This is a genomic window from Pseudomonas sp. HD57-3 (assembly GCF_056113135.1).
The window spans coordinates 6,150,176-6,161,389 of the sequence record NZ_CM148568.1; the positions used below are offsets into that span (position 1 = coordinate 6,150,176).

Here is an 11,214-nt window from a genome sequence, read left to right on the forward strand (position 1 = left end):
CCTGCAACCAGGCCGTCCCTCGTGGACGGCTTTGGTGTTTTTGAAGGTCATGAAATGAAAAGTAAAACAATTCGTCGCTGGTCCTTCGTCCACACCTGGACCAGCCTGATCTGCACCGTGTTTTTGCTGCTGCTGGCCCTGACCGGCCTGCCGCTGATTTTCCATCACGAAATCGACCACCTGCTGGGCGATGCGCCCGAGTTGCGGGTGATGCCGGCGGACACGCCGCATCTGAACCTGGCGCAACTGGTCGAAGCGGCGGAAAAGCATCGGCCCGGTGAAGTCGTGCAGTACTTCGGCTTCGAAGACGACGAGCCGAATGCCGTGCTGACGATCATGGCCAAGACTGCCGGTACCGAGCCCAATTCCTCGCACACCTTCATGCTCGACGCGCGCACCGGCGAAGCCCTGGAAATGCCTTCGGCCAACGGCGGCCTGATGCTGTTCATCCTGCGTCTGCACGTCGACATGTTCGCCGACCTGCCAGGCAAATTGCTGCTGGCGTTCATGGGTTTGCTGTTCGTGATCGCGATCGTGTCCGGCACGGTGTTGTACCTGCCGTTCATGCGCCGCTTGAAGTTCGGCACCGTGCGCCAGGACAAATCCACCCGCCTGCGCTGGCTCGACCTGCATAACCTGATCGGCGTGGTCACCCTGACTTGGGCACTGGTGGTTGGCGTGACCGGCGTCATCAGTGCCTGCGCCGACCTGCTGATCGCCGCATGGCGGGCCGAAGCCCTGACGACCCTGATCGCGCCCTACCGCGATGCCCCGCCGCTGACGCAACTGGCCCCGGCCACCCGGGTGCTGGACATCGCCGGTAGCGTCACACCGGGGATGAAACCGGACTTCATCGCCTTCCCCGGTACCCGGTTCTCCAGCGAGCACCATTACTCGGTGTTCATGAAGGGTGGCACGCACCTGACCTCGCACCTGCTTACGCCAGTGCTGATCGATGCCAGCACCCTGAAAGTCACGGCGGTGGCAGAACGGCCGTGGTACATGGACGCCATGGGCATGTCGCAGCCGCTGCACTTCGGTGACTACGGCGGCATGCCGATGAAAATCCTCTGGGCCACGCTGGACGTGCTGACCATCATCGTCCTCGCCAGCGGCGTGTACCTGTGGGTGGTACGACGCAAGGCCGCGAAACCGGTACTGGAACCGGTGGAGGCCTCTGCATGAAGCCGCGTCAGTCGAATTTCTGGAAGGTCTTCAGCACACCGCTGGTGATCGCGCTGCTGAGTGCGGCGGGCCTGTTCGCCGCGCTGCTGGGCGACGGGATCTGGGATGGTTTGAGCTGGGTGGGTCTGGGCATTCCGGCCGCCCTTGGCCTGCGCGGACTGCTGCAACGCCGCTGAACGGCTTGAGCCTGACGGGCAACGCGCTATGCTGCCCGTCTTGCCCTTGACCGAGACCCTGCCAATGTCCGCTCCCAGCATGACCCTGTTCCACAACACCCTGTCCCCGTTCGTGCGCAAAGTCATGGTGCTGCTGCACGAGACCGGCCAACAGGATCGCGTCGCGCTGCAGGACTGCGTACTCAGTCCTGTCAGCCCGGACGCCGCCCTCAACGAAGACAACCCGCTGGGCAAGATCCCGGCCCTGCGCCTGGCCGACGGCAATGTCATCCATGACAGCCGGGTGATCCTCGACTACTTCGACCACCAGCACGTCGGCAACCCGCTGATCCCCCGCGACGGCTCGGCCCGCTGGCGGCGCCTGACCCTGGCCTCGATGGCCGACGGGATCATGGACGCCTCGGTCATGGTGCGTTACGAGCAAGTGCTGCGCGCCCCGGAAAAACACTGGGACGAATGGCTCGAGGCCCAGCGCGAGAAGATCCGCCGCGCCCTCGCCCTGCTGGAGCGCGACGCGATTGCCGAACTGACCTGCCATTTCGACGTCGCTTCGATCAGTGTGGCCTGTGCGCTGGGTTATCTGGATCTGCGCTTCCCGGATCTGGGCTGGCGTGACGCCAACCCGCAACTGGCCAACTGGTTCTTTGAAGTGAGCCAGCGACCTTCGATGATTGCGACGATGCCGAAGGCTTGACGCACCGGGCGGGAGGCAACGACGCAAAGATCAGCGTCATCAACACGTCGGCCTCCCGCTGCTCCTCACGCAACCCCACGAACCGGCTCATTGCACCGCTCCGATATCGAACTCCAGCGGTTTGCCCGGTTTCTGCCCGATCCCGTACCAGTCCAGATTGCGGGTCAGCACCATGAACACACCCAGCAGACCGAACAGCAGCAGCGAGCCCATCAGCAGCGCGTAATCCTCGGCGCTCAGCAAGCCGTAGAGCAAGCCGTACAACGCCGCCAGCCCCGCCGAAAAACTCAAGCCATGCCGCACGCTGCGCAGCACGTGGCAGACATAAAAACCGATCAACAGCACGCAACCACTGGCCGACAACAGATACGCCAGGGCAAAACCGATGTGCTCCGACAACGACAGCAGCAACAGATAGAAGAACGCCAGTGCCACACCTACCAGCGCGTATTGCACCGGGTGCACTGCCAGGCTTTTCAGCACTTCGAACAGGAAGAAACCGGCGAACGTCAGGACGATGAACAACAACGCATATTTGATCGCCCGGTCACTCTTCAGATACTGATCCACCGGATCGATGAAGCTCACGCCGAAACTGCGCCCGTTGAACGCCTCGCAATCATTGCCCGACACGCAACGGCTCATCGCTTCTTGCAGGTTGGTGGAGAAAAACGAGGTCTGCCAGTCGGCGGTGAAACCCTGATCGTTGATCTCGCGCTTGGCCGGCAGGAAGTTGCCGATGAAGCTTGGGTGCGGCCAGTTGGCAGCGAGGTTCACCCGGCTGGTCTTGCCCACCGGCAGCACTTGCAACGAGCCGGTGCCTTGCAGGCGCAGGTCGAAGCCGAAGGCCAGTTCCGTGGTCTTGCTGGTGTCCAGCGCCGGCAGCGTCACTCGCACACCCTCGCCCAGCCAGCCGACCTGAGTACCCGGAACGAAGTCCAGGCGTTGCGCGCCAAGCTCCAGTTTCAGCGCATTTTCGATCCCGCGAATATCACTGATGCCGACCGCCAGGAACGGCGCATCGAAGGTGTAGTCGACGAAGTCTTCCTTGATCCCCAACTGCGCCGGCAGCGAGAAATGCCCGCTGATACGGTTGTCGGCATGGAACAGCCGCGCCTCGTAAATGCCCCGGGCGCGCAGCTCGGTCTGCACCTGGCCGTCGAGTTCAAAGCGCTCCGGCAGGAAATACAGGCGCCCGCGTTCTTCGCCGATTTCCTGATAGCGCTCGTCGCTCTTCTCTTTGGTTTTCCAGGTGCGCACCACTTTGCGATACGGCACAACCATCACCGGCCCGCTGAGTTGCTGGCTGTAGCTTGAGCTTCTGGCAATGTCTTCCAGCACACCGTCACGCAGTTGCTGGCGATCATCGATGATGCCGTCGATCATCAACAGCGGCACCAGCAACACCAGGATCAGCAGGGCAATGGCCCCGAGTTTTATCGTCAGACTTTTGTTCATGGGACTCTCCCTGTTTCGATGGGCAGAGTCTGCAAAGAGGATGTGGGGGTTTTGTGGGAGGAATGTGGAGTTTGTGTGGAGACTACAACTGCAGAACGACTTCCACCCCGCCTTCGACGTTACCGATGCGCATCGAACCACCGTGCAACTTGACCACCTCTTCGACGAAGTTGAGCCCGAGTCCGGTGCTTTTACGCCCGCTGTCGGGACGTGGCAGGGAGTAGAAACGCTCGCTCAAACGGGGCAAGGCATAGTCGGGAATCGGCGTGGTTTCGTTGAACAGACGAAGCTCGACCCGCTCGCCGACTTTCTCGGCGCCGAAGCGCAGTAGCCCGTGCGACGGGGTGAAATCCAGCGCGTTCTCGAGCAAATTGCCCAGCGCCTGACGCAACAGAAACGGCTCGCCGATCAACGCCAGATCCGCCGCGATGGTTTGTTCGATCCGCAGCTGTCGACCCTCGATGCGTGCCATCTGTGCCTGTAGCAGCTCACTCACCAGCGCCGCCAACGGCACGGCGACGCGCTCCTCAAGACCCTGCCGCTGTTCGACCTGGGCAAGGTTCAGCAGGCGCTCGATCAACTGCTGCATCCGAGCACTTTCACTGTCGATGTTGCCGACAAAGCGCAATCGCTGATCCGCCGGCATCTCGCCCTGCAACAACTCGGCGGCACCGCGAATCGCCGCCAGCGGACTCTTCAATTCATGGGTCAGCGTGTGTACATAGCGCTCGACGTAGGCTTTGCCTTCGAGCTGGGTGCGCATCTGTTCCACGGCGGTCGCCAACTGCTCCAGCTCGCCGCCGCGATAATGCGGCACCGCCACCCGACGGCCCTCGCTCACGGCCTGGGCGTAAACGGTCAAGCGGTGCAACGCGCGGCTCAGCCACCACGACAGCACGGCGCCGAGCAGCAGGCCGAGGCCGATCAATCCGGCGCCGTAACCGAGCAAACGGCGTTCGGTGCGATCGACGTAGGGTTGCAGTGAACTGTTGGGTTTGGCCACGGTGACCACGCCGATGATCGCACCGTTGTCGCGGATCGGCGCGCCGACGTGCATCACTGAAGAATTCGGATCATTCGGGTCACTGCGGCTGGAGCGTGCGCCGTATTCGCCGCGCAGGGTCAGGTAGACGTCGTTCCAGCGCGAGTAGTCCTGACCGACGGCCAGACCGCTGGAGTCCAGCACCACGATGCCCTTGGCGTCAGTGACGTAGATGCGGTGGTTGACCTGGTTTTTCGCCAGGCCCCAGATCGTCGCCTTCGGCTGGCGTTCGCCATAGGCGCGGAGCAGCTCGGGCCAGCGATTCTGGTTGAGGGTACCGGCCTTGAAATCGTCCCGCAGGATTTCTGCCATCAGGTTGGCGGTGTCGACCAGGGTTTCTTCGGTGGACTGGCGCACGCCGGGGCGGATTTCTTCCATCACGGTGTTGAGCACGAAGTACCCGGTGAGGCCGATGAACAGCACGTACACCAGGAAAATCCGCAGCCCCAGCGACATCAGCTGTGCCCCGGGCTGTAGCTGTAGCCGAGGCCGCGATGGGTCTGGATCGGCTCGGCCTCAGCGCGGACCAGGCGCAATTTGGCGCGCACGCTTTTGATATGGCTGTCGATGCTGCGTTCGTAACCGGCATCCGCCGCCACGCCCAGCGCATCGAGCAGTTGCTCGCGGCTGAACACCCGCTCGGGTTGTTCGAGCAGGCATTGCAGCAGACGGAATTCGTGGCGGGTGAGGCTCAGGGGCTGGCCGCGATAGCTGATCTGCACACGTTCGGGATCGATGCGAAACAGCGCCGAGGATGCTTCGATGACCGGACGTGGCGCCATGCGCTTGAGAATCGCCCGGACCCGGGCTGCCACTTCCCGTGGGCTGAACGGCTTGACCACATAATCATCGGCGCCGATTTCCAGGCCCACCACGCGATCGATCTCGGCGTTGCGCGCGCTGAGAAACAGCACCGGCACTTCACTGAAGCGACGCAGCTGCTTGCAGGTTTCGAAGCCGCTGATGTCCGGCAGGCCGATGTCGAGGATGATCAGATCCGCCGGAGTCTGGCGCTGATGCTCCAGCGCCGCCGCGCCCAGGCTCAGCCAGGTCGTGGTGAAGCCCTCGCCCTGCAAGGCAAAAATCAGCGTGTCGGCAATCGCCGCTTCGTCTTCGACAATCAGGATATGAGGCATGGCGTCCGAGCCTGTGGGTTAAGTGCGCGAACGGTGCCCCAAGCCCGGCGTTACGTCAATGAGACCACTTGGTTTAGCAGTCCGGCTTATCCGCCGTGAAGCGTCGCGCCGGGTTCACGGCCGCGCCGAACTCGCGCAGGGCCTTGGCGCCGATCAGCAGCGGGTAGTTGAAGTTGCTGCGGTCGGTCAGGTTGACCTCCACGGTACGCTTGACGTCGCCCAGGCACAGCTCCAGATCGACCACCGGGCGCTTGGCCACTTCGGTGCTTTCGCCCTCGTCTTCTTCATCCGAGCGACTCTTGATCTTGCTGATCCGCGCGACCTTGTGTTCGTACACCTTGTTGCTGGCGTCCTTGGTGGCCAGGCGGAAACGCACCCAGTCTTCGCCGTCGCGTTTGAACGTCTCGATGTCCTTGGCCGACAGCGAAGCTGTCAGTGCGCCGGTGTCCATCTTGGCCTTGAGCACTTCGCCGCCGATTTCCGGCAGCGCGATGTATTCGTAACGACCGTACAGCGTCGGTTCGGCGGCGAGCACCGGCAGGGCGACGAGGGAAAGCAGTGCAAGGAGGGATTTCACGTAAGGGGCTTCCTTGGGAAATGGGGGCGTCAGACGCGAGATTTTAGACCGTTGTTTACTTGATCGTTCCCACGCTCCGCGTGGGAATGCATCAGGTGACGCTCCGCGTCACAGGGACGCAGAGCGTCCCCGGCGGCGTTCCCACGCAGAGCGTGAGAACGATCAGACTAACGCGCCACAGGTGAAACATTCGTCACCGGCGGATTTGGCCTGCCGGCCGAAGCCACTTATCATGGCGCGCCCATCCGTTTTCCAAGAGTTGCTTATGCGCCGCCTGCTCACCGGCTGTTTCGTCACCCTGCTGCTGTTGTCCAACACCCTCGTGCTCTTTGGCCCGCTGATGGTGTTCGCCCTGCTCAAGCTGATCCTGCCGGGGCGCTTTCGCGACTACGCCTCGTGGGCGGTGATGTGGATCGCCGAAACCTGGGCGGAAATCGACAAGCTGATCTTTCGCCTGTGCATCCCCACCCAATGGGACATTCGCGGCGGCGAAGACCTGCGCAGCGACACGTCTTACCTGGTGATCAGCAACCATCAGTCCTGGGTCGATATCCCGGCGCTGATCCAGACCCTCAACCGACGCACGCCGTTCTTCAAGTTCTTCCTCAAGAAAGAGCTGATCTGGGTGCCGTTCCTGGGCCTGGCCTGGTGGGCGCTGGATTACCCGTTCATGAAGCGCTACACCAAGGCATTCCTGGCGAAGAACCCGGAGCTGGCCGGCAAGGATCTGGAAATCACCAAAGCCGCCTGCGAGCTGTTCAAGCGCCAGCCTGTGACAGTGGTGAATTATCTGGAAGGCACGCGTTACACCGCGGCCAAAAGCACTCAGCAGCAATCACCGTTCAGCCACCTGCTCAAGCCCAAGGCCGGCGGCGTGGCGTTCGTACTGGCGGCGATGGGCGAACAGCTGGACGCGATTCTCGATGTGACCGTGGTTTATCCACAGCAGAAGATTCCGGGGTTCTGGGACCTGATCAGCGGCAACGTGCCGCGCGTGATCATCGACATCCAGACCCGCGAGCTGGATCCGGCCCTGTGGCAGGGCGATTACGAAAATGATCCGGTGTTTCGCGAGAAGGTCCAGAACTGGGTCAACCAGCTCTGGACCCTCAAGGATCAGCGCATCGCCGAACTCAAGGGCGAGCGCCGCTGAGTCAACCGTTGGTGCCGGTGCCCCAGATGCTGCCCAGGCTTTGCAGCAACGAGCCGCCGACACCCTGCTGACCGAGGTATTGCAGGAGGATCGGGGCAAACTGGCCGACCATCCCGCTGTCCATGCCCAACGCACCGAAGGCGTTGTTCAGGTCATTGGTGTCCTTGACGTTGCCCAGCGCATTCTCCAGCCCGGCGGACTTGCCGGACGATCCGAGCAAGCCGCTCAACGCCGCCAGATTACCGCTGCCGCCCGACAGCTTGTCGATGCCCGGCACTTCCTTGGCCAGTTCGGAATAATCCGTGTTGCTGAGCTGGTTTTTCGCCAGGCCCAACATGGCACTGGTGCCGCCGACCGCTTGCTGCGGCGTGACGTTCAGCGCGCTCAAGGCACTCAACAGACCGGCGGTTTCCGACGTCGGCGCCGCAGCGGCAGCCTTGTCCCCACCCTGCATGCCCGATACCGCGCCAGCCACGTCATTCAAACTGAAACCGGCAAACACCGGCCCTGCCGCCAGGGTCAGGAGCGATGCCAGGGCAAAACCGCGTGAAATCTTCATTCAGACATCCTCTTGTGGCGTGAAGACCTTCCGTCAAGGGAGGGTCAAACTGCCCGGTTTGACCGGGCATCCGCCGGCATGTTCCGGCGCGGGTCAGCCATTTTCATACCGAAGACGTGCATGAAACGTGAAAGTCCGAACGCCGGGCGATGAATGGCACAGGCGCGTCGTGAAACGCGAGAACAGTGATGTACCCCTCATAAAAAAACGGCGACCCAGGGTCGCCGTTTTTTTATTGCCTCTTCGCTTACGCCGCACTGAACAACTTGTGCGGATCAATCACAAACTTCTTCGGCACGCCGGCATCGAACTCGCCGTAGCCTTCCGGCGCCTGGTCGAGGCTGATGACCTGCACGCCCACCACTTCGGCGATGTTGATGCGGTCCCACATGATCGCCTGCATCAGCTGGCGGTTGTACTTCATCACTGGAGTCTGACCGGTGTGGAAGCTGTGGGATTTGGCCCAGCCGAGGCCAAAACGGATGCTCAGGCTGCCCATTTTCGCGGCAGCGTCCACGGCACCCGGATCTTCGGTCACGTACAGGCCCGGGATACCGATCTTGCCGGCTACGCGCACCACGCCCATCAGCGAGTTGAGCACAGTGGCCGGGGCTTCGGATTTGACGCCGTCGTGGCCATGACCACGGGCTTCGAAGCCCACGCAGTCCACCGCGCAATCCACTTCAGGCTCGCCCAGCAGCGCGGCGATCTGTTCGTGCAGCGGGGTGTCTTTCGACAGGTCGACCACTTCAAAACCCTGAGCCTTGGCGTGGGCCAGGCGGATGGTGTTGACGTCGCCGATGATCACCACCGCAGCGCCGAGCAAGCGGGCGGAGGCGGCAGCGGCCAGACCGACCGGGCCCGCGCCGGCAATGTAAACGGTGCTGCCCGGGCCAACGCCAGCGGTAACGGCGCCGTGGTAACCGGTCGGCAGAATGTCGGAGAGGCAGGTCAGGTCACGGATTTTCTCCATGGCCTTGTCGCGGTCCGGCAGTTTCAGCAGGTTGAAGTCGGCGTACGGCACCAGCACGTATTCGGCCTGGCCGCCGGTCCAGTCGCCCATGTCGACATAACCGTAAGCGCCACCGGCACGGGCCGGGTTGACGGTCAGGCAGACGCCGGTGTGTTGCTCCTTGCAGGAACGGCAGCGCCCGCAAGCCACGTTGAACGGAACGGACACCAGGTCGCCGATTTTCAGGTTCTCGACGTCGGAGCCTTTTTCGATCACTTCACCAGTGATCTCGTGGCCCAGCACCAGACCGGTCTGCGCCGTGGTACGGCCGCGCACCATGTGCTGGTCGGAGCCGCAAATGTTGGTTGAAACCACACGCAGGATGACACCGTGCTCGATCTTCCTGCCGCGCGGATCCTGCATTTTCGGATAGTCGATTTTCTGTACTTCGACCTTGCCAGCGCCGAGATACACCACACCACGATTGCCAGACATGCTTTCACCTCGCTGTTGTTTTTATGGAACCGCGCCGCCCAGGCAGGCAGTGCGTTAAGTGCTCGGGTTATTGCTTGTTGGTTTTGCGTTGTCAGTTATGGCCCTTTCGCGAGCAAGCCCGCTCCCACATTGGCTCTCTTGGGTGCATGCCATCTTGCTCACACCACAAATCCCCTGTGGGAGCGAGCTTGCTCGCGATAGCGATCTAAAGAACGACGGTTCTGTTGGCGTTCAAAAAAACCCTTCTTTCGATGTGATATCCCACGGCCCGGGCCAGAGTCAGGCCTTCGATGTCGCGGCCCTTGGCGATCAGGTCTTCTGGATAATGACTGTGATCCACCGCCTCGACGCCCTGGGCGATGATCGGCCCTTCATCCAGGTCGTTGTTGATGTAGTGCGCGGTGGCGCCCACCAGTTTCACGCCCTTGTTGTAGGCCTGGTGATACGGCTTGGCGCCCTTGAAGCCCGGCAGCAGCGAGTGATGAATGTTGATCGCCTTGCCATCGAGCTTGCGGCACAGCTCCGGCGACAACACCTGCATGTAGCGGGCGAGGATCACCAGTTCGGCGCCAGCCTCCTCGATCACTTGCCACACCTGCCGCTCCTGGGCCGGTTTGTCGTTGGGGTCGAGGGGGAAATGGTAGTAGGGAATCTGGTGCCAGTCGGCCAGCGGCTTGAGGTCCGGGTGGTTCGACACCACCGCCGCCACGTCCATCGACAACTGGCCGATGCGCTGGCGGTAGAGCAAGTCGTTGAGGCAGTGATCGGCCTTGGAGACCATGATCACCACTTTTGGCCGGTAGTTTGGCGCAGTCAGCTCGAAGATCATGCCGAACGCCTGACCGCGTTCAGCGAGGCCGGCGCGGAAGGATTGCTCGTCGAAACCGTCGGGCTGGCGGAATTCCACACGAATGAAGAACCGGCCCGAGAGGCGGTCATCGAACGAGTGGTGCTCGGTCACGTAGCAACCCTGCTCGAACAGAAAACGCGTCACCGCGTCCACGGTGCCGAGAACGCTGGGGCAGTCGGCGGTCAGAATCCATGTATCCGGGGCGCGGCTCATCGTTTTCTCCTGATCAGGCCTGAACGCTAAGGCCGTATTCGGCGGACGCATCCTGCAACCACAACCACCAGTAATCCGAGAAGCTGCGGCGGATCAGCAGTTCCCAGGTGTCTTCGGCGGTGTGGCGGATCATCAGCTGCGACTTGGCGAACACCGTGCCGACAGCCTTGCCGACCGGGAAGTTGTTCGGGTGCACGTCGTAGCTGGTGGATTTCATCAGCACCTGACGCACGTTCGGGCCGCTCAATTCGAGCACTTGCTGGCCGCCGCTGACGTTGACGATTGCGATGTGCAGATCGCCCAGCGCTTCGCGCAGTTTCTGTTCGGCAGCGAACTCTTCACCGCTCGGCACGATCAGCAGCCACTCATCCGGGCCCATCCATTGCAGGCTGGTTTCGCCTTTGACGATCACGCTCAGGGCGCCCGGCAATTCAATGCCCAGCGCCTTGTGCACACCGGCGGCGAACGCGGCATCGTGGCCGTCGCCACGGATGGTCAGATGGCCGAGGAGTTTCTTCTCGCGCACGGTGACGCCGGCGGTCTTGCGGCCTTTACCGACCAGGCTGGCGAGGTCGGCGTGATGCAGCGACGACTCGGCCTTGGCCCCGGTGGTCGGGCGTTGTTGGTAAACGTTGGCTGCGGTCATAAAGCACCTATTCTTTTGTTTGATCGTTCCCACGCTCTGCGTGGGAATGCCGCCATGGACGCTCTGCGTCCGCTCTTG

At 62.1% G+C, this 11,214-nt stretch carries 12 protein-coding genes; 4 read left to right on the plus strand and 8 right to left on the minus strand.

The genetic code is table 11. The annotated features are described in order from the left end of the window. Positions 1-54 precede the first annotated feature (54 nt). The 3 genes from AC0R79_RS27985 to AC0R79_RS27995 all read left to right on the plus strand — a co-directional run bounded on the left by AC0R79_RS27985 (position 55) and on the right by AC0R79_RS27995 (position 2,055). On the plus strand, positions 55-1,185 hold the full coding sequence (locus tag AC0R79_RS27985; protein ID WP_474732547.1) for a PepSY-associated TM helix domain-containing protein: 1,131 nt from the start codon (positions 55-57) through the stop codon (positions 1,183-1,185). After that, positions 1,182-1,361, plus strand: coding sequence for a hypothetical protein (locus tag AC0R79_RS27990; RefSeq protein ID WP_007959820.1), 180 nt, complete (start codon positions 1,182-1,184; stop codon positions 1,359-1,361). Before AC0R79_RS27985 ends, AC0R79_RS27990 begins: the two co-directional genes overlap by 4 nt. A 64-nt stretch (positions 1,362-1,425) precedes the next feature. Continuing rightward, the gene (locus tag AC0R79_RS27995) at positions 1,426-2,055 is read left to right on the plus strand and encodes a glutathione S-transferase (protein WP_474732548.1); all 630 of its coding nucleotides are present in this window, start codon (positions 1,426-1,428) and stop codon (positions 2,053-2,055) included. An 87-nt stretch (positions 2,056-2,142) separates the two neighbouring features. On the opposite strand, the gene creD is transcribed toward AC0R79_RS27995, so the two are convergent. From creD to rloA2, 4 genes are all read right to left on the minus strand, one after another. Beyond that, on the minus strand, positions 2,143-3,513 hold the full coding sequence (gene creD / locus AC0R79_RS28000; protein WP_433898623.1) for a cell envelope integrity protein CreD: 1,371 nt from the start codon (positions 3,511-3,513) through the stop codon (positions 2,143-2,145). Between the two features lie 82 nt (positions 3,514-3,595). Beyond that, positions 3,596-5,011 carry a two-component system sensor histidine kinase CreC gene (creC, locus tag AC0R79_RS28005; RefSeq protein ID WP_474732549.1) on the minus strand — a complete coding sequence of 472 codons (1,416 nt, stop codon included), beginning with the start codon at positions 5,009-5,011 and terminating at the stop codon, positions 3,596-3,598. Beyond that, positions 5,011-5,691: a two-component system response regulator CreB gene (gene creB, locus AC0R79_RS28010; protein WP_007959816.1), complete on the minus strand. Its 681-nt coding sequence runs from the start codon at positions 5,689-5,691 to the stop codon at positions 5,011-5,013. The genes creC and creB overlap by 1 nt, the downstream gene beginning before the upstream one ends. A gap of 73 nt (positions 5,692-5,764) precedes the next feature. Then, a complete protein-coding gene (gene rloA2 / locus AC0R79_RS28015; RefSeq protein WP_007959815.1) occupies positions 5,765-6,268 on the minus strand; it encodes a retropepsin-like aspartic peptidase RloA2 in 504 nt (167 codons plus the stop codon). Between the two features lie 265 nt (positions 6,269-6,533). Here rloA2 and AC0R79_RS28020 point away from each other — a divergent pair, with 265 nt between their 5' ends. Then, positions 6,534-7,421: an acyltransferase gene (locus tag AC0R79_RS28020; protein ID WP_085608923.1), complete on the plus strand. Its 888-nt coding sequence runs from the start codon at positions 6,534-6,536 to the stop codon at positions 7,419-7,421. A 1-nt stretch (position 7,422) separates the two neighbouring features. On the opposite strand, the gene AC0R79_RS28025 is transcribed toward AC0R79_RS28020, so the two are convergent. The 4 genes from AC0R79_RS28025 to AC0R79_RS28040 form a co-directional block, all read right to left on the minus strand. Next, a complete protein-coding gene (locus AC0R79_RS28025; protein ID WP_007959813.1) occupies positions 7,423-7,980 on the minus strand; it encodes a DUF2780 domain-containing protein in 558 nt (185 codons plus the stop codon). A gap of 247 nt (positions 7,981-8,227) precedes the next feature. After that, positions 8,228-9,427 (minus strand): formaldehyde dehydrogenase, glutathione-independent, encoded by a 1,200-nt coding sequence (gene fdhA, locus AC0R79_RS28030; RefSeq protein ID WP_007959809.1) that lies wholly within the window; start codon positions 9,425-9,427, stop codon positions 8,228-8,230. 205 nt (positions 9,428-9,632) lie between these two features. Further along, entirely contained in the window at positions 9,633-10,490 is an 858-nt protein-coding gene (purU, locus tag AC0R79_RS28035) for a formyltetrahydrofolate deformylase (protein WP_007959808.1), read from the minus strand. A 13-nt stretch (positions 10,491-10,503) separates the two neighbouring features. After that, a complete protein-coding gene (locus tag AC0R79_RS28040) occupies positions 10,504-11,136 on the minus strand; it encodes a sarcosine oxidase subunit gamma (protein WP_064599941.1) in 633 nt (210 codons plus the stop codon). Positions 11,137-11,214: the final 78 nt, after the last annotated feature.

What these genes read in the sequence shown, in the direction of transcription:
- creC (WP_474732549.1), bottom strand. Translation starts at nt 5,011, where the DNA reads ATGTCGCTGGGGCTGCGGATTTTCCTGGTGTACGTGCTGTTCATCGGC.
- AC0R79_RS27990 (WP_007959820.1), top strand. Translation starts at nt 1,182, where the DNA reads ATGAAGCCGCGTCAGTCGAATTTCTGGAAGGTCTTCAGCACACCGCTG.
- creB (WP_007959816.1), bottom strand. Translation starts at nt 5,691, where the DNA reads ATGCCTCATATCCTGATTGTCGAAGACGAAGCGGCGATTGCCGACACG.
- AC0R79_RS28020 (WP_085608923.1), top strand. Translation starts at nt 6,534, where the DNA reads ATGCGCCGCCTGCTCACCGGCTGTTTCGTCACCCTGCTGCTGTTGTCC.
- AC0R79_RS28025 (WP_007959813.1), bottom strand. Translation starts at nt 7,980, where the DNA reads ATGAAGATTTCACGCGGTTTTGCCCTGGCATCGCTCCTGACCCTGGCG.
- creD (WP_433898623.1), bottom strand. Translation starts at nt 3,513, where the DNA reads ATGAACAAAAGTCTGACGATAAAACTCGGGGCCATTGCCCTGCTGATC.
- purU (WP_007959808.1), bottom strand. Translation starts at nt 10,490, where the DNA reads ATGAGCCGCGCCCCGGATACATGGATTCTGACCGCCGACTGCCCCAGC.
- AC0R79_RS28040 (WP_064599941.1), bottom strand. Translation starts at nt 11,136, where the DNA reads ATGACCGCAGCCAACGTTTACCAACAACGCCCGACCACCGGGGCCAAG.
- fdhA (WP_007959809.1), bottom strand. Translation starts at nt 9,427, where the DNA reads ATGTCTGGCAATCGTGGTGTGGTGTATCTCGGCGCTGGCAAGGTCGAA.
- AC0R79_RS27985 (WP_474732547.1), top strand. Translation starts at nt 55, where the DNA reads ATGAAAAGTAAAACAATTCGTCGCTGGTCCTTCGTCCACACCTGGACC.
- AC0R79_RS27995 (WP_474732548.1), top strand. Translation starts at nt 1,426, where the DNA reads ATGTCCGCTCCCAGCATGACCCTGTTCCACAACACCCTGTCCCCGTTC.